Below are 18,059 nucleotides of genomic sequence, written 5' to 3' on the forward strand. Positions count from 1 at the left end.
CTACTGCTGGATACTCGACCGGTCCGAAATATCGCTGGCAGAAAAGGTTCTTGCAGTAGACGCGACCTGTTTTTTGCGTTTATACCGGTCCGGCTGGCCTTCAGGGCGGGTTTTGAACCGGCGATGCAGCCACATATATTGCTCAGGCGCCATCATCACGGCGCGCTCAATCGCTCTGTTCATTTGCGTGGCCACCGACGCTTTGTCGCCTCCCTGCAAGGTATCGCTAATATCTTCCAGAATAATCAGCTCATACCCTGTGCCGTCTGCTTTTCTGCGCGGTACAAACGGGATCACGGCCGGTCTGGCACTTTTCACCAGCATGTAGCTCCCGGCAGTTGTCGCGGCGTCCGGGACGGCAAAAAACGGCACAAACACGCTATTCGTTTTGCCATAATCGTGGTCCGGGGCATACCACAGGATCTCGTTTTGCTTCAGCGCGCGGATCATGCCCTTCAGGTCATAGCGGTCAAGCATGGTTTTATTGGAACGCAGACGACCACGCGTTTGCAGCCAGTCGAGCAACGCATTATTGTTGGGACGATACACACCAATACCCGCGTTAAGCATGCCAAAGATGCGTGCGCCTAATTCCAGCGTGAGAAAATGCATGCCAATGAGCACCACGCCCCTTCCTTGCGCCCGCGCCTGTTCCATATGTTCATAGCCGGTTACGCTGAAGTGTTTCCGTACGCGCCAGTCTGGCCAGAACCACGCTATCCCCGTTTCGATGACGCCCATTCCAACCGATTCAAAATTACGCTCAAGTAAACCCTCGCGCTCGTCCTCTTTCATATCAGGAAAGCAAAGCTCAAGATTTCGTCTGGCGATCTCCACGCGGCGTGGAAGCAGGCGCATAGCCAGACGCCCAAGCCCGTGACCTGTTTTCAACAGCAGCGGGTACGGAAGCTGAACCGTGCACCAGAGCGCGGCAATGCCTGCCCAGCTGAGCCAGTAACGAGGATGAATAAAGGCGAGTGAAAACTGAGGTAATTTTGTCATGGAAAAATTATCCTTTTACTAATTTGTACTTAATCTGGTGCAGTTGCAGTGCTTACCTGCTGATTTAACGAATATTGTTCGGAAGGATGAATTGTAGCGGAATCGTTATGGTTTTTATTATCGATTTTTGCGAAAGGGAATAAAAGCGAGGAGCGCCGGGTGATATTGCACCACCCGGCAGGCAAGTTACATCGAATAACCGGGCTTCTTAATCAGTTCATCCAGTTTCGGGCCGATCTCGGTATCCCAGACCTGCGCCTTCCAGTCAGCTTCCTGAACCTCCTGAAGCGCCACGGAGATTGAGCGATCTTTGCTGTTCAGATGACGGGCGATCGCTTCGGCGATATCCGCCGCCAGGGCCGTTTTTTGTTCGTCAGTCAGATCGCGTGGGAAACATTTGATATCAACGTGTGGCATGGGCAGGGCTCCTTTTATAGATGAGCGTTCCACGTTATCAGATTATATCGTTAGCTTTTAGCACCTTGTGCAGTTCCGGCAGCGCGCAGACGGCATCCGCGACGGCGGTAATATTAGGCGTGTTAGTGGCAAACCACTCATGACGTGGCCCCCAGGTACGCGCAACGGCAATATAGACGTCAAGCAGCGTCAGCTGTTTGCCAAACGCAAACGGCGAGGCGCTGAGCTGGCTGTCGAACCACAGATAGAGCGATTTTCGGTACTCAATGCAATTTTTCTTCAGCTGTTCCGGGGCATCAGGCACCCAGCGTTCCGGGTAATCTGCATACGTAAAGGTGGGATAGACGTTCGCCACAAACCAGATGAGCAGGCGCTGAAACTGCTGGCGCTCGGCCTGCCCTACGGGCGGCGCGAGGTCGGGACGTCTGTCGAGCACCATCAGGGCGATCGCTGCGGTTTCCGTCACGATCGCCCCATTTTCCAGCTCCAGCGTCGGCACCTGGCACAGCGGGTTCAGTTTCAACAGCAATTCGCGCTGCGGGCCGGGCTGGTCAAACCCGTCCACGTTGACGAACTGATACGGGATGTCTGCCAGAGTCAGCATCACTTCACTGATTGCCGATCCCCAGCCGGGTACGCCATAGAGTTTGATCATGTTGCCCCCTCAGGGATGAAAACCCTAAGTGTAGAGCACCATTAGTAGGTTATCCCGGGCGGGTTAACGTCAGAAGACGTCACCGCTTCGCCCGCCTCCCCCCAGCGCGCCAGCACCTTTTGATACTCCCCGCGCTTAATCGCACCGTCCAGCGCAGCCTGCAACGCATACACCAGCCCATTACCTTTTTTGGTTGTGGTGGCGACATAGGCTTTCTTCGGCCCTAATCCCACGACGCGGGTTTTGCCGGTTAACGCGGCTTTGTAGGCCGAAACGGACTGCGGTCCAAAGAAAACATCCGCCCTGCCGGACTGAATATAAAGATTGCCTGAGGCGTCGTCGGTCAGATAAACCGGCAACGCAGGCTCGCGCCCGGCCTTTTTATTCTCTTCGTTCCAGCCCAGCAGAATACGTTCCTGATTGGTGCCTGACCCGACAATCACCTTTTTACCGGCCAGATCTTTCGCACGGGTGATCGACTGTACGTTGCTGGTGGATTTCACCGAGAAGGCGAGGGAATCGACGCGATAGGTCGCAAAATCGAACTTCGCCTTACGTTGCTCGGTGACGGCGATATTCACCAACGCTACGTCATAACGCCCGGAAGTGATCCCCAGCGGCCAGTCTTCCCACGCCGTTGGCACCAGCTTCAGCTTCAGCCCCAGACTGCCCGCCAGCAACCGGGCGATATCCGGGTCGCTGCCAATACGGGTGCGGTTATCACTGGCCAGCAGCGCCAGCGGCGGAGAATTCAGGGCTGAAATCGCCACCGTGAGGATACCCGGCTCAACAAATTTATAGTTCGCCGGGATTTTCGCCACTGCCTGTTGATCAACCGTCACCGGCAGCGGCTGTTCGTTGGCCTTTAAATCAATGCTGGCGTAGCTCGCCGTCGTGAAGACCAGCCCCGCCAGGAGTCCATATTTCATCTGCGCTCCTTACAGCACTTTTGAGAGGAACTGGCGCGTTCGCGGATGCGACGGTCGGTTTAACACGTCGTCGCTGCTGCCCTGCTCCACAATTTTACCGTCGACCATAAATACCACCTGGTCCGCCACTTCCCGGGCAAAGCCGATCTCATGGGTGACCACCACCAGCGTAGTGCCGGAACGGGCGAGCTTTTTAATCACGTCCAGCACTTCGCCAACCAGTTCCGGATCCAGCGCCGAGGTGGGTTCATCAAACAGCATCACGCGCGGGCGCAGCGCCAGCGCGCGGGCAATGGCGATACGCTGCTGTTGGCCGCCGGAGAGGTGACGCGACCAGGCATCGGCTTTATCGCGCAGACCTACCACATCCAGAAGGCTGTAGGCGTTTTCAACAGCCTCTTTTTTACTGAACTTTTTATGCGCGATGGGTGCTTCAATCAGGTTTTCCAGCACCGTGAGATGCGGAAAAAGATTGAAGTTCTGAAACACGTACCCAACGTTGACGCGCTGTTTAAGGATCTCTTTCTCTTTGAGCTCGTAGAGTTTGTCACCCTGACGGCGATAGCCGATGTAATCCCCGTCAATCTGAATAAAGCCTTCGTCTACGCGCTCAAGATGGTTAATGGTGCGCAGCAGCGTCGATTTTCCCGATCCAGAGGGGCCGAGGATCACCGTCACGGAGCCCGGCGGGATCTCAAGCGTGACGTTATCGAGCGCTTTATGTCGGCCAAAAAACTTACTGACGCCGGTAATGGAAATGTGTCCTTCAGGAGAGGCTTGCATGAACAGGCTCCTGTGCTGGCGAAGTGGTGACGGAGCGCGCGCGGCTGGTCGCCCGGTTGTGGTTTACGGCGGAGCGGCGATCGCTGCGGGCGAGTCCACGCTCAATAACATGCTGGATGGCAGACAGTACGGTGGTGATCACCAGATACCAGACGGCCCCCACCATCAACAGCGGGATCACCTCCTGGGTGCGGTTGTAGATCATCTGGATCGTGTAGAACAGTTCCGGCATCGCCAGCACGTAAACCATCGCCGTCCCTTTGGCGAGGCTGATGATTTCGTTAAACCCGGACGGCAGGATGGTGCGCAGCGCCTGGGGGAGAATTATGCGCACCGTGCGACGCCACGCCGGCAGACCCAGCGCAGCGGCCGCCTCATACTGACCGTGGTCGACCCCAAGGAAGCCCCCGCGAATGATCTCCGCAGTATAGGCGCTCTGCACCAGCGTCAGCCCCACGATGGCGGTAGAAAACTGCCCGAGAACATTGATAGTTTCAAAGCTGCCCCAGGTAATGCCGGTAAAAGGCACGCCGAGAGAGAGCGTGTCGTAGAGATAGGAGAAGTTATAGAGGATAATCAGCACCACGATCAGCGGCAGGGAACGGAACAGCCAGATGTACCCCCACGCCAGGCTGCTCAACAGCCATGATGACGAGAGCCTCGCCAGCGCCAGCATGCCGCCAATCACCACGCTCAGTACGGTGCTTATCAACGTCAGCAGCAGCGTCTGGCCGACGCCTTCGAGGATCACCGGGTCGAAGAACCAGCGGGCAAATACCGCCCATTCCCAGCGCGGATTAAAGGCCACGGACTGGATTACGACCGCCAGCACAAACAGCGCCACCACGGCGCCAGCAGCACGCAGCGGATAACGTGCCGGGACCACTTTTATGGTTTCAACGTTGCTCATCGTCGCTCCTTATGCGGTTTTGCTGAGCGCTTCGCGGATCAGCGTCTTGGTGAAACGCAGCCGACCGTCGAACGGCGGCTGGCTGTACTCTTCCGGGTCACGGTTAAGATCGAACTGCGGCTGATACCCCTGACTGAGATAGAGCCGCACCGCCTCCGGCTGACGAAACCCCGTGGTCAGGTAGATGTGGCTGTAGCCCGCCAGCACCGCCCGGCGCTCCAGCTCCTGTACCACGCGCGCGGCCAGCCCCTGCTGGCGCAGCGTTTTATTCGTCCAGATGCGTTTGATCTCTGCGGTATGTTCGTCGAAGGGCTTGTACGCACCGGTGGCGATGATCTCGCCATCGCGCTCCAGGACGATAAACAGCCCCTGCGGCGCCAGGTACCACTCTGTCAGCTCGACTTCCGCATCCTTTGAAAAGTAGTCGCCGTAACGAGCGGCGTACTCACCGAAAAGCCCCTCGATAATGGGCTGAAGATCGGCATCTTCCGGCGAAACGTCACGAAATTGTTCGCGCATAGCGCCTCCTTAATCGCCCAGACCCGCCGGGTTAACTTCGGAACTGGGGATACGCTCCACGCCTTCCCCCCAGCGGTTCAGCACTTTGTCGTAATCTCCGTTCTTGATCGCGCCGTTCAGCGCGGTTTGAACCGGTTCGACCAGGCCGCTGCCTTTTTTCAGCGTCACCGCGATATGCGCCGCCTTCGGCCAGCCGCCGTCGACGCTGCCGACCAGTTTGGTTTTACCGTTAAGCGCCGCTTTCCAGGCACCGATCACGTTCGGGCCAAAGTAGGCGTCCGCGCGTCCGGACTGAAGCGCCAGCGTTTGGGCCGCGTCGTCTTTGGTGTAGATCGGCGTAAAGGGTTTAAGCCCTTTTTTGAGGTTCTCTTCGTTCCATGCCAGCAGGATGGCCTCCTGGTTGGTGCCGGAACCCACGATGATGCGCAGCCCGGCGATATCCTCTGCCTTCACAAGCGAGTTGATCGGACTGGTGGATTTCACGTAGAAGCCAAGTGAATCCTTGCGGTAGGTGGCGAAGTCGAACTTCTCTTTGCGCGCTTTAGTGACGGTGATGTTGCTGATAGCCGCGTCGTATTTCCCGGAGGCAACCCCCAGCGGCCAGTCCTCCCAGGAGGTGGGCACCACGTTCAGCTCCAGTCCGAGGCTGTCCGCTACCAGACGCGCGATGTCGACCTCACTTCCCAGCAGAGTTTTGTTGTCGTCGGAAAAGACCGTCAGTGGCGGTTGATTCAGTCCCGCCACCGCCACGGTAAATTTCCCCGGCACGGCAAAACGATAGTCTTTCGGCAGTTGCGCGATCGCATCGCTGTTTTTGGCGGTATTGATCGGCGTTTTATTGGCCTCAATGCTCACGCCGGTGCCGTTAATATTGACGTTCTCTGCCCAGACGGCAGGGGTAAAGGCCAGCGCAAGCGCCAGAATAAGCGATGATTTCTGCATAGCATTTTTCTCTTTTATTGTTGTGTGAACTGATTTTTGGGCTCGTCTAAGCCCAGACTTTCGCGCAGCGTGGTGCCGGGATAGTCGGTGCGGAACAGGCCGCGCGCCTGTAAAACGGGCACCACCTGGTCGACAAAGCGCGGGAAGGTGTCCGGCGTGCCGCCCTGAATGATGAAGCCATCCGCCGCCTTCTCTTCGAACCAGGCCTGTAAACCATCGGCCACCTGCTCCGGTGTGCCGGAAAAACGCGGGCGCGGCGATGCGGCTTCCAGCGCGACCTGACGCAGAGTTAAGTTGCGCTCACGGGCGTTACGCTTGATTTCATCGGTGGTGCTGCGGAAGCTGTTTTTGCCCAAATCGCCAATATCCGGGAACGGCGCGTCGAGGGGATACTGGCTGAAGTCGTGATGCTCGAAATAACGTCCGAGGTAATTCAGCGCATCATTAATGGAGACCAGTGCCGCCGTAGTTTGATACTGGTTTTCTACGTCATCGGCGTCGTTTCCAACAATCACGCTGACGCCCTGGAATATATGTAAATCCTCTGCGCGACGGCCGTGACTTTCCAGCTGCTGTTTAACATCGCGGTAAAAAGCCTGGGCTTCTTCCCGCGTGTCATGGTGGGTAAAGATGGCGTCAGCGTGTTTTGCCGCCAGCTTTTTACCGTCGTCGGACGCACCAGCCTGAAAGACAATCGGACGTCCCTGCGGCGTGCGGCCAATATTCAGCGGGCCGGAAACCTGGAAGAAATCACCGTGGTGATCAAGAGTATGCAGTTTCGACGCATCAAAGAACTGTCCGCTCTCTTTATTGCGGATAAAGGCATCCCCTTCCCAGGAATCCCACAGCCCCTTCACCACGTCGAGATACTCATCGGCAATGCGGTAGCGCAGCGCATGCTCCGGGTGTTTTTCGCGGGAGAAGTTCCTGGCTGACCCTTCCAGCGGTGACGTCACCACGTTCCAGCCCGCGCGTCCGTTGCTCAGGTGATCGAGGCTGGCGAACTGGCGTGCAACGGTGAAAGGCTCGCTGTAGGAGGTGGATAACGTGCCGACCAGCCCCAGGCGCGAGGTGATACTCGCCAGCGCGGACAACACCGTCAGCGGCTCAAAGCGGTTTAAAAAATGCGGAATGGATTTCTCGTTAATATAAAGGCCGTCGGCCACAAATATAAAGTCGAGCTTGCCCTCTTCTGCTTTTAAAGCCGTTTCTTTAACGAAATCAAAATTAATGCTGGCATCCGCGACCGCCGCCGGGTGGCGCCAGGCAGACATATTTCCGGATGCACCATGCAAAATGGTCCCCAGCCGCAATTGACGATGTGCAGACATATTCACCTCAAATTAATTAAACGTGTTGCAGGGCTTTTTCCGCGAGCTGAGCAAAATAGCGGGCAGCGGGTTCGATTAATGCTTCGTCCGGGTTAAATGCCGGGTGATGTAACCCAAACGGACTGTTGCTGCCAATGCTGACAAACGCGCCGGGTATGTTTTGCAGATAGACCGCGAAATCCTCCCCGCCCATGTGCAGTTCCGCATGCCGGGTTTCATATCCCGCTTCGCGCGCGACCGAGGTGGCAAACCCGGCCCAGTGCTCATCGTTCACCAGCGCGGTGGGCCCGGCGTACCAGGTGATGTTGATTTGCGCGCTAAAGGCGCTGGCAAATCCGGCGGCGATTTCACCGACGCGCGCTTTTACGTTCTGCTGCACTTCCGTGCGGTGCGTGCGCAGCGTGCCCTCCAGCTCAACGCTTTCCGGCAGCACGTTCCAGGTATTCCCCCCGGCGATGCGCGTCACGCTCAGAACAACCGAATCCAGCGTGTTGACGTTACGGCTGGCTACGCTTTGCAGCGCGGTTACCAGCTGGCTTGCCAGCACGATGGCGTCGTTGCCTTCATGGGGACGTGCGGCATGCGCGCCTTTGCCGGTCACGTGAATAACGAAGCGATCAACGTTGGCATAGAACGGGCCGCCGCGCGTGGCAAACTCGCCGACCGGCAGTGACGGCTCGTTATGCATCCCGAAAATCGCGCGTACGTCGCGTAACGCCCCGGCCCGCACCATGCTTTTCGCTCCGCCGAAATTCTCTTCCGCTGGCTGGAACAGGATCCGCACGCGACCGTTGAGCGAGGCTTCCCGCTCTTTCAGCTTTAGCGCGGCGCCGAGGATCACGCTGGTGTGAATGTCGTGTCCGCAGGCATGCATCACCCCGGCGCGCCGGGAGCTAAACGGCACCCCGCTGCGCTCGTCGATGGGTAACGCGTCGATATCGGCGCGCAGCGCAACCAGTGCGTTGCCCGTGCCGATCTCCGCAACCAGCCCGGTCTGGAGATCGTAAGGCAGCGGGGCAATCCCGGCTGCCGTCAGCCACTCGCGCAGGCGCGCCGTTGTTTCGACCTCCTGACCAGAGAGTTCAGGGTTCTGGTGCAGCTCACGGCGCCAGGCAATCAGTTGTTCGCTAAAGCTCATACGGTAACCTCCCTGTCAGGACGCGCCTCGGCCAGCAGTCGCAGGGACTGTACGCGCGTTGCGCCATCAGCGACCGGCGTGTCGATGATAAATTCGTCAATCCCCCACTGCTGATGCAACGCGTTGAGCTGTTCAAGCACCGACGCCGCCGTTCCGGCCAGCAGAGACTGCGCCCGACGCGCGATGCGCACCGGTTCACTCCCCGCCTGCCGCGCAAAGGCGTAGGCCTGTTCTTCGCTGGCGACGGTGACGCGCTGTCCGTTTGCCAGCTCCACGCCCCACACTTCAACCTTCTGCGCCAGCGCATCGGCCTCAGCCTGGGTTGGGGCAACAATGGCCTGCACGGCCACAATCACCTCCCGGACGCTGTGTTGACGCCAGGCTGTGACGACCTCGCGCAGCAGCTCAGGATCACCGTTCAGATGGGCGGCAAAGACAAAATGCCAGTCGAGGGAGGCCGCCAGCAGCGCGCTTTCTGTGCTGGCGCCCAGCAGAAACCCCCGGGCAGGCACCGGCGGCAGCGGCGTGGCGAGAACGTCCTCCTCCGCTGACTGATTTTCAGGGCGGATCCAGCGATCGAGCTGCGTCAGTTGTTCAGCAAAGCTGCCTTTTTCCTGCGGATTAAGGCCGTGCTGCAAGGCGCGGGTAGAGAGCGGCAGACCGCCGGGCGCTTTGCCAACGCCCAGATCAACCCGGCCCGGCGCAATGGCGGCCAGTACGTTAAAATTTTCGGCGACTTTATAGGGGCTGTAATGTTGCAGCATGACGCCGCCTGAGCCCACGCGAATACGTTTTGTTTGCCCGAGGATCCAGGCAATCAGCAGCTCCGGCGAGGGGCTGGCAAGCTGCGGGGTATTGTGGTGTTCGGCAATCCAGAAGCGGTGATAACCCAGCGTTTCTGCCTGTTGCACCAGTGCTAAGGTTCGCGCCAGCGCATCGGCGGCTGTTTCGTGTTCTGCGACGGGGCTTTTATCCAGAATGCTGATTCGCCATGACATGTTGCGTTCTCGTTTGACTTAACATGTCGTCATTATTAAAGGTGGATTTCACCTCTGAGAAACAATTAATTTACATTTGGATTGCCGGAAAACGGCAATAGAGAGTCTGTCATCGGCGTGATTTGAGCGATGTAATGAGTCTTTCCGCATCCTGCCGTCGGGTAATGCGGAGAAAGCGAATGTGTGCGTACTGCGGGTTTTGCATATCCGCCTCATATCGTTTGCGGTTGCTGCGCCAGGTTTTGATCGTCCAGATGATAATAGAGTCCTTGCTAAGGAACGACCGACGAAAGCTTTCGCGGTTCCCCGTGCCGGGCCAGAGTTCCTGTTTGTGCCAGGCGCGTCTGGAGGCCCGCGTCACCGCCTGCCAGAGCGTGCGGATAAACCCACGATCTATCCACACCACCAGATCGACGTCGCGCCACTTAACGTCGCGTGTGCGGTTGTAATTCCCGTCCAGGACCCAGTCAGGCGAGGCGGCGAGCGCTTTTTCCAGGGTTGCAAGAAACTCATCATCCGGTGTTCCCTGCCAGTTCGCTCGCCAGTAAAGCCTGTCCATCTCAATGTAAGGGATAGCCAGCGCCTCCGCGATTCGCCTGCCAAACGTGCTTTTCCCACTTCCGCTGGTGCCTATGATATTGATTTTCACCGTTCCGCCTGCACATGCTGAAGAAAACGGATCGAATCATAACGTTAATAATTTGTTTACGAAACGCCAGACTACTCGTTTGGATACTGCTCGTCGGTGACCTTCTCCAGCCATGCCACCGGGCTCCCGTCGACAGCTTCTGCGATGGCGATATGGGTCATGGCCGTCTGCGCGCTTGCGCCGTGCCAGTGCTTCACGCCGGGTGGGATCCAGGCGATATCACCCTGATTCAGCGGTTCCGCCTCTTTCCCCCACTCCTGTAACCAGCCGCGCCCCTGCGTCACGATCAGCGTTTGTCCAAGAGGATGCGTATGCCAGGCGGTACGTGCGCCGGGTTCAAAGGTGACGGTCGCGCCGCCGACTTTTGCCGGTTCAGTCGCCTGGAAAGGCGCGTCAATGCGCACGCAGCCGGTAAACCAGGTCTCTGGCCCCTGAACGGAAGGTAACGAACCGCTACGGATAATTTTCATGATTAACTCCTCGTTTGCTGTTGCGTTAACAGTAGCGTAAAGCCATGGGGAGCATTAGAGTGCATAATCAGAAAGGAACCATGAATTCATTTCATAAATCGAGTAAACCACCATGTTAAAAGACAACTTCAACGATCTGCTTTCCTTTATGGTCGTCGCCCGGGAGCGCAGCTTTACCCGCGCCGCGGCGCAGCTTGGGGTATCTCAGTCGGCGCTCAGCCACGCAATGCGCAATCTGGAAACGAGGCTGGAAGTCCGTCTGTTAACCCGCACCACCCGTAGCGTGGCCCCTACCGAGGCCGGCGAGCAACTCTTCATGCGCTTAAGCCCCCATCTGCTGGAGATCGAGCAGGAACTCACCGCGCTGCGTGATACCCGCGACAGACCTGCCGGGAATATTCGCCTTACCGCCGGGGAGCACGCCATGTCTGCGGTGCTGTGGCCTGTGCTTAAACCCTTTATGGTGCAGTATCCTGACATCAACGTTGAAGTCACGGTGGACAATGGGCTGACTGATATTGTCGATGGCCGCTTTGACGCGGGGGTGCGTCTGGGTGAGCAGGTGGCGAAAGATATGATTGCGGTACGTATTGCGCCGGACATGCGTATGGCGGTCGTCGGGTCGGCAGAGTATTTGCAACGTTTCGGCGTACCGGAAACGCCGGAGCAGCTTGATCAGCACCGCTGCATTAATATGCGCCTGCCCACACGCGGCGGATTATATGCCTGGGAATTTGAACGGGACGGACGTGAGCTGCGCGTGCGGGTTGACGGCCAGCTGATCCTCAACAGCCTGCCGCAACGCATCGATGCCGCCGAAAACGGTCTGGGGCTGGCGTACGTCCCGGAAGATGCGGTTCAGGACGCCCTTGCTGAGAGCCGGTTAGTGCGTGTGCTTGAAGCCTGGTGCCCGGCTTTTACGGGATACCATCTGTACTATCCGAGCCGCCGCCAGCACACTACCGCGTTTGCATTACTTATTGCAGCCCTGCGGCATTCATAAGCTCTACCTATAAGTAACTATTAAGTAAACCTGATGATTAAATCAGCATTCGCAGACCTTTTTGCCTAAAAAAACGTCACGATTCAGCGCGTTGTGATCGCCGTCTGCTCTGACCACACGATTTCCTTCGACGAGCATCACTTTCGACACGGTTATATTTTGCGTCGCTTAACAATTGCGGGTAGGATGCCTCGCCATGTTTTGTCTTATCCATACACAGAATGACTGGAAAGGCAGCATGTGTCTGCGCAGAAGCAATCGTTTGTTTCGGCATCTGCCAGGCAGGACTATCACGTTAATGGTTCAGACAGGCAAACAGGTAACTCAATGAAAACAAGCAATAAAAGCGCAGCCGATCATCATGCTGCGAAACGTCGCTGGTTGAACTCTCATGAAGAGGGCTATCACAAGGCGATGGGCAACCGTCAGGTGCAGATGATCGCCATCGGCGGCGCTATCGGTACAGGTCTGTTTTTAGGTGCAGGCGCACGTCTGCAAATGGCTGGCCCCGCTCTCGCCCTGGTCTATCTGGTGTGCGGGATCTTCTCTTTCTTCATCCTTCGCGCCCTCGGCGAACTGGTACTCCACCGCCCTTCCAGCGGCAGCTTTGTCTCTTACGCCCGCGAGTTTCTTGGTGAAAAAGCCGCGTATGTCGCGGGCTGGATGTACTTCGTTAACTGGGCGATGACCGGTATCGTCGATATCACCGCCGTTGCGCTGTACATGCACTACTGGGGCGCGTTTGGCGATGTGCCGCAGTGGGTGTTCGCCCTTGGGGCGCTGGCAATTGTCGGGACCATGAACATGATCGGCGTGAAATGGTTCGCCGAGATGGAGTTCTGGTTCGCACTGGTGAAGGTGCTGGCCATTGTGATCTTCCTGGTGGTCGGGACCGTATTCCTCGGTACCGGTAAACCACTGGACGGTAACGCAACCGGCTTCCACCTGATTACCGATAACGGTGGTTTCTTCCCGCACGGCCTGCTGCCAGCGCTGGTTCTGGTGCAGGGGGTGGTGTTCGCCTTTGCTTCCATCGAACTGGTCGGTACGGCGGCTGGTGAATGTAAAGATCCGCAGACGATGGTGCCAAAAGCCATCAACAGCGTGATCTGGCGTATCGGTCTGTTCTATGTGGGTTCCGTGGTGCTGCTGGTGCTGCTGCTGCCGTGGAATGCATACCAGGCGGGGCAAAGCCCGTTTGTAACCTTCTTCTCTAAGCTGGGCGTGCCGTACGTGGGCAGCATCATGAACATCGTGGTACTGACCGCCGCGCTCTCCAGCCTGAACTCCGGGCTCTATTCGACGGGCCGTATCCTGCGCTCCATGTCGATGGGAGGCTCTGCGCCGAAGTTTATGTCGAAGATGAGCAGGCAGCAGGTTCCTTATGCGGGGATTCTGGCCACGCTGGTGGTTTACGTCTTTGGCGTGTTCCTGAACTATCTGGTGCCGTCCCGCGTATTTGAGATCGTTCTGAACGTGGCTGCACTGGGGATTATCGCCTCCTGGGCCTTTATTGTGGTCTGCCAGATGCGTCTGCGCAAAGCGATCAAAGAAGGCAAAGCGGCTGATGTGTGCTTCAAGATGCCGGGCGCACCGGTGACCTCCTGGCTCACCCTGCTGTTCCTGTTCAGCGTGCTGGTACTGATGGCGTTTGACTACCCGAACGGTACTTACACCATCGCGACGATCCCACTGCTGGCGGTTCTGCTGATTGCTGGCTGGTTCGGCGTGCGTAAGCGCGTTCACGAGATCCACAGCACCGCGCCGCTTCATCACGACGATGAAAAGCACGACGCACCGCTGGTAGAAGAAATCTCGCGTTAATAAAAAAGCCGGGCGGCGGCTTCGCCTTACCCGGCCTACATCTCATGGTTTTGTAGGCCCGGTAAGCGCAGCGCCACCGGGCAATTCCACCATCACAGCGCGATACGAATCACATCGTCAGGCTGGGTCGCTTCCTGCTGACGGGTTGATTTCTGTTTCACCGTTACATACAGCGTTTTACCGTCCGCAGACAGCGCCAGGCTGTTCGGGTAAACCGGGGTATCGTAGGTCCTGGTCACTTTGTAGGTTTTGGCGTCAATCACGCTCACCTTGCCCGCCTCGCGGTGCGTCACATAGGCTTCGTTACGCGCCGGGTTAAACAGTACGGCCAGCGATGCTGGCGCGGCGATTTTCTGCATCACGCTGCCATCTTTCAGATTCACCACCAGCACTTCTGGCTGTTTTGAATCCGTCACAAACGCACGCTGGCCGGCAGTGTCCAGGCTCAGGTTCAGGTAGAAGTGCTCTTTTCCGTCATCCTGCACTTTTTTACGACTGAGGATTTTGTTAGTTGCCGTATCAATGGTCACCAGCTCGCCGTCCGCATTGGTGGTATACAGGCGTTTTGCCTTCGCATCCAGGGCCAGACCGGTGCTGAACGTGCCGGTATTGGTGATGGTGTCCTTCAGCTTCAGCGTTGCGCCATCAACAACCCAGATCACGCTCTCCTTGCCGATACCGGTAATGTAAACCGTATTGGTCGTGTCATCGGCCACCAGCTGGCGCGGCTGAAGCGGCTTCACCGTGTCGCTACGCTTGCGATCGTCCAGCACCAGGCGCCCTTTCACCTCGCTCGTTTTGGCGTCAATCGCCGTCACGGCGCTATTGACGGTGTTACCGAACCACAGCGTCTGGGTGGCGTTATCGATCGTGGCGCCAAACGGCTTGAGATCGTTATGAATCGCCTGCGTCACTTCCAGCGTGACCGGATCCAGACGATAGACCACGCCGCCCTTATCGGTTTTGCGGCTTTGTGACGTCGCAACCCACAGCGCGTTTTCCTGCTGGCTGACGGCCATTTCATACGCGCCCTTGCCGACCGCTTTGCGCAGCATCTCTTCAGCGGCATGAACCTGGAACGTACCGGCAAACAGTAAAGAGCCCAACAGCAGAGACCCACGCAGGCGCGGCGAGCACAGATGACGTAAAGACATAACAATTCCTTTTTAAATGAGGAGATTTACCGCTGACATCACTTCCGGTGGGCAAAGTCATCGCTTTGCCGTTATTTTAATGAGAATAGTAATCATTAATGAGTTGAATGTGGAGTATTTCTTTCCTTCAAAACCTTACATTCACGAAATGTGCGGTTATAGTTTTCATAACATTTACAAAGGATTTAACATATATACACAGGTTCCAGTTGATTTGGTTCGAATTTTTCTTAACCGGTTTACTCCATGAAAATTATTACTGCCCGTAAGGCATCACTACCACTGCTCTTCGTTCCCGTCATTTTTGGCCCGCTGAGTGCGATGGCCGCGGATGAACAGACCCTGATCGTCAGCGCCACGCCGCAAACCGTCTCCGAACTGGACACCCCGGCCGCAGTCAGCGTGGTGAGCGGCGAGGATATGCGACATGCCACACCGCGCATCAACCTTTCTGAATCCCTTGGGAGCGTACCAGGCCTGCAAATCCAGAACCGCCAGAACTATGCTCAGGATCTGCAACTTTCCGTTCGCGGATTCGGCGCGCGTTCGACCTTCGGCGTACGCGGGATCCGCATGTATGTGGACGGCATTCCGGCAACCATGCCCGACGGCCAGGGGCAGACGTCAAACATTGACCTCAACAGCATTGAGAGCGTCGACGTGCTGCGCGGCCCCTTCTCTGCCCTGTACGGCAATGCCTCCGGCGGCGTGATCAACATCAACACCCAGACCGGACAACAGCCAGCCACAATTGAAGCCAGCAGCTATTACGGCAGCTACGGCACCTGGCGTTACGGCATGAAGGCCACCGGTGCGGTGGGCGACGGGACTCAGGCGGGGGATGTGGATTATGCGGTATCCACCACCCGTTTCACCACCCATGGCTATCGTGACCACAGCGGCGCACGGAAAAACCTCGCCAATGCGAAACTGGGCGTGCGCATTGATGATGTCAGCAAGCTAACGCTGATTTTTAACAGCGTGGACATGAAAGCCAACGATCCGGGCGGACTGAGTTATCAGGAGTGGCAGAACAACCCGCGGCAGTCACCCCGTGGCGATCAGTACAATACGCGTAAAACCATTAAGCAGACCCAGGCCGGGATCCGCTACGACCGCCAGCTGAGCGAACAGGACGACCTCAGCGTGATGATGTACGCCGGTGAGCGTGAAATGACCCAGTACCAGTCCATTCCGGATACCACGCAGACTGAAAATCCTGCGCATTCGGGCGGCGTAATTGATATGCAGCGCCACTATCAGGGTATTGATACCCGCTGGACCCACCGCGGCGAGCTGCTGGTGCCGGTAACGTTTACCACCGGCCTTAACTACGAAAATATGAGTGAAAATCGCCGCGGGTATGAAAACTTTGTGATGAACAACGGCGTGCCGGATTTTGGCGTGAAGGGTAACAAACGCCGTGACGAACGTAACCTGATGTGGAACCTTGATCCCTACCTGCAAACCCAGTGGCAGCTCACGCAAAAGCTGTCCGTTGAGGCGGGCGTGCGTTACAGCTCCGTCTGGTTTGACTCCAACGATCATTACATTACCCCGCAAAACGGCGATGACAGCGGTGACGCCAGCTACCATAAATGGCTCCCGGCTGGTGCGGTGAAATACGCCGTGACCGACGCCTGGAACCTGTATGCCGCGGCGGGACGTGGATTTGAGACCCCGACCATCAACGAACTCTCATACCGTTCTGATGGCAAAGGCGGCCTCAATATTAATCTGCAACCGTCAACCAACAACACCTATGAGATTGGCAGCAAAACCCGCATCGGCAATGGCATCCTGACGGCGGCGCTGTTCCGCACGGATACCGACAACGAGATCGTGGTGGACGAAAACAAAGATGGTCGCACTACCTACAAAAATGCGGGGAAAACGCGCCGTCAGGGTGTGGAAATTGCGCTCGACCAGCAGTTTGCCGAAAACTGGAAGCTGAAAATGGCGTGGACCTATCTCGATGCGACCTACCGTACCAACGTCTGTAGCAATGCAGACTGTAGCGGCAACCGGATGCCGGGGATTGCCCGAAACATGGGGTATGCGTCGTTTGGCTGGGAGCCTGAGGAAGGCTGGTACGCGGGGGCAGATGCCCGCTACATGAGCGACGTGATGGCAAACGACACCAATACCGCCAAAGCGCCCTCTTATACCGTGGTCGGTCTGAATACCGGGTATAAACTCAATTACGGCAAATGGGGAATGGACATCTTTGGTCGCGTCGATAACCTGTTCGATAAAGAGTACGTCGGCTCAGAGATTGTAAACGCCGGCTACAATCGCTATTACGAACCCGCCCCTGGCCGTAACTATGGCGTGGGCCTGTCGGTCTCTTATCGCTTTGAGTAAAACATTTTCCGGCAGCGCACGTTGCCGGTAAAAAATAATATCATTCCCGGTAGCCTGAAGCGCCGGGAATATACTCAGGGAAGTTTAAAACGAATAAAAAAATAAGTGCGCCAGTGCGATCCTTAACTGTAGTATTGCCGTTGCAGGAGGATATTAGCTTCATCAATGGCTCGGTCGATCGCTTCCCGACTGGCCGTCACGTCCCTTTGCTCAAGCGCAGAAAGCAGATCGGCATAATGGTAAGTCGTTGCAGGGATATCTTTCATCTCTTCGTGCAGGTAGTTGATACACGGACCAATCCGTACCCAGATCTGCTCAATCAGCGAGTTCAGGGTCGGCATTTCGGCATACTGATAAAGCGTAAACCGGAACACGCGGTTGGCATGGATCGCCTTCTGCACGTCGCCCTGATGCATGGCGGTGCTGAAGTTATCTGACAGCGCGCGTAATGCATCCAGTTTGGTCTCGGTCATATTCTGACACGCCGCCGCAACGGCCATCGGCTCAAGCTGTTTTCGAATGGCGTTAATTTCGTTATAACGCTCCAGCGTAACCTCTGGCACCAAAAACGCCTGAGCAGGCGTGGCCTGTAATGCGCCTGCCGACACCAGGCGCAGCAGGGCTTCGCGCACCGGTGTGATGCTGGTGCCTAATTTATCCGCAATCTCTTTCGTGATGAGTCGAGCCCCAGGTTTTAATGAGCCCGTAATTAACGCTCCCTTTAAACTGTTCTCAACTTGCATCGTCAGACTGATTCTTTGTGCTTTTTCCAGGTTTTCCAAATCAAGCATGTTTAATTCCCGTAGCCAAAACAAAATGCCATTTTCAGCGACTGTTTAAAAAAACATCGCCGGTTTGATATATCCTGTATCGTCATGCCTGGTATGAAGGGCGCGCGTTAAAATAAAAATTGTTCAATTAATATTACGTTTACCACTTCTGGCTCAGCTGGGCCGATGGCGCGCAATGCT

Annotated in this window: 16 protein-coding genes and 1 pseudogene; 3 read left to right on the forward strand and 14 right to left on the reverse strand. The window is 56.6% G+C overall.

The genetic code is table 11. The features are described from left to right. The 12 genes and pseudogenes from RS584_RS11000 to RS584_RS11055 all read right to left on the reverse strand — a co-directional run bounded on the left by RS584_RS11000 (position 1) and on the right by RS584_RS11055 (position 10,743). Entirely contained in the window at positions 1 to 1,002 is a 1,002-nt protein-coding gene (locus RS584_RS11000) for a Kdo(2)-lipid IV(A) acyltransferase (RefSeq protein ID WP_047732036.1), read from the reverse strand. A gap of 186 nt (positions 1,003 to 1,188) precedes the next feature. Continuing rightward, positions 1,189 to 1,419, reverse strand: a complete 231-nt coding sequence (pptA, locus tag RS584_RS11005; protein WP_003857012.1) for a tautomerase PptA — start codon at positions 1,417 to 1,419, stop codon at positions 1,189 to 1,191. A 37-nt stretch (positions 1,420 to 1,456) separates the two neighbouring features. Then, entirely contained in the window at positions 1,457 to 2,074 is a 618-nt protein-coding gene (locus RS584_RS11010) for a glutathione S-transferase family protein (protein ID WP_006810732.1), read from the reverse strand. 41 nt (positions 2,075 to 2,115) lie between these two features. Then, complete coding sequence (locus RS584_RS11015; RefSeq protein ID WP_315749809.1) at positions 2,116 to 3,003, reverse strand: transporter substrate-binding domain-containing protein; 888 nt, start codon at positions 3,001 to 3,003, stop codon at positions 2,116 to 2,118. Between the two features lie 9 nt (positions 3,004 to 3,012). Next, positions 3,013 to 3,786, reverse strand: coding sequence for an amino acid ABC transporter ATP-binding protein (locus tag RS584_RS11020; protein ID WP_017693375.1), 774 nt, complete (start codon positions 3,784 to 3,786; stop codon positions 3,013 to 3,015). Beyond that, positions 3,770 to 4,696, reverse strand: coding sequence for an amino acid ABC transporter permease (locus tag RS584_RS11025; RefSeq protein WP_315749811.1), 927 nt, complete (start codon positions 4,694 to 4,696; stop codon positions 3,770 to 3,772). The genes RS584_RS11020 and RS584_RS11025 overlap by 17 nt, the downstream gene beginning before the upstream one ends. 9 nt (positions 4,697 to 4,705) lie before the next feature. Further along, positions 4,706 to 5,215: a GNAT family N-acetyltransferase gene (locus RS584_RS11030; RefSeq protein ID WP_003857004.1), complete on the reverse strand. Its 510-nt coding sequence runs from the start codon at positions 5,213 to 5,215 to the stop codon at positions 4,706 to 4,708. Positions 5,216 to 5,224: 9 nt separating this feature from the next. Next, positions 5,225 to 7,488, reverse strand: a pseudogene (locus RS584_RS11035) (NtaA/DmoA family FMN-dependent monooxygenase). Positions 7,489 to 7,504: 16 nt separating this feature from the next. Next, positions 7,505 to 8,626, reverse strand: coding sequence for an amidohydrolase (locus tag RS584_RS11040; RefSeq protein WP_017382285.1), 1,122 nt, complete (start codon positions 8,624 to 8,626; stop codon positions 7,505 to 7,507). Next, positions 8,623 to 9,624, reverse strand: coding sequence for an LLM class flavin-dependent oxidoreductase (locus RS584_RS11045; protein WP_193042547.1), 1,002 nt, complete (start codon positions 9,622 to 9,624; stop codon positions 8,623 to 8,625). Before RS584_RS11045 ends, RS584_RS11040 begins: the two co-directional genes overlap by 4 nt. Before the next feature lie 109 nt (positions 9,625 to 9,733). Then, entirely contained in the window at positions 9,734 to 10,273 is a 540-nt protein-coding gene (locus RS584_RS11050; RefSeq protein ID WP_017693371.1) for a shikimate kinase, read from the reverse strand. Positions 10,274 to 10,344: 71 nt separating this feature from the next. After that, entirely contained in the window at positions 10,345 to 10,743 is a 399-nt protein-coding gene (locus RS584_RS11055) for a cupin domain-containing protein (RefSeq protein ID WP_315749814.1), read from the reverse strand. A 112-nt stretch (positions 10,744 to 10,855) separates the two neighbouring features. Here RS584_RS11055 and RS584_RS11060 point away from each other — a divergent pair, with 112 nt between their 5' ends. Both RS584_RS11060 and ansP read left to right on the forward strand, forming a co-directional pair. Then, positions 10,856 to 11,746, forward strand: coding sequence for a LysR family transcriptional regulator (locus RS584_RS11060; protein ID WP_315749816.1), 891 nt, complete (start codon positions 10,856 to 10,858; stop codon positions 11,744 to 11,746). Between the two features lie 327 nt (positions 11,747 to 12,073). Then, positions 12,074 to 13,570: an L-asparagine permease gene (gene ansP, locus RS584_RS11065; RefSeq protein ID WP_045339855.1), complete on the forward strand. Its 1,497-nt coding sequence runs from the start codon at positions 12,074 to 12,076 to the stop codon at positions 13,568 to 13,570. A gap of 92 nt (positions 13,571 to 13,662) precedes the next feature. On the opposite strand, the gene RS584_RS11070 is transcribed toward ansP, so the two are convergent. Continuing rightward, positions 13,663 to 14,724, reverse strand: coding sequence for a YncE family protein (locus RS584_RS11070; protein ID WP_017382280.1), 1,062 nt, complete (start codon positions 14,722 to 14,724; stop codon positions 13,663 to 13,665). Positions 14,725 to 14,970: 246 nt separating this feature from the next. On the opposite strand from RS584_RS11070, the gene pqqU reads away from it, so the two are divergent. Continuing rightward, positions 14,971 to 17,088, forward strand: a complete 2,118-nt coding sequence (gene pqqU / locus RS584_RS11075) for a TonB-dependent receptor PqqU (protein WP_017382279.1) — start codon at positions 14,971 to 14,973, stop codon at positions 17,086 to 17,088. Positions 17,089 to 17,210: 122 nt separating this feature from the next. Here pqqU and RS584_RS11080 read toward each other — a convergent pair whose 3' ends face one another. Then, on the reverse strand, positions 17,211 to 17,879 hold the full coding sequence (locus tag RS584_RS11080) for a GntR family transcriptional regulator (RefSeq protein ID WP_315749819.1): 669 nt from the start codon (positions 17,877 to 17,879) through the stop codon (positions 17,211 to 17,213). Positions 17,880 to 18,059: the final 180 nt, after the last annotated feature.

It is taken from the genome of Enterobacter sp. DTU_2021_1002640_1_SI_PRY_ASU_LCPMC_013, from assembly GCF_032389435.1.
Classification (GTDB): domain Bacteria; phylum Pseudomonadota; class Gammaproteobacteria; order Enterobacterales; family Enterobacteriaceae; genus Enterobacter; species Enterobacter hormaechei_C.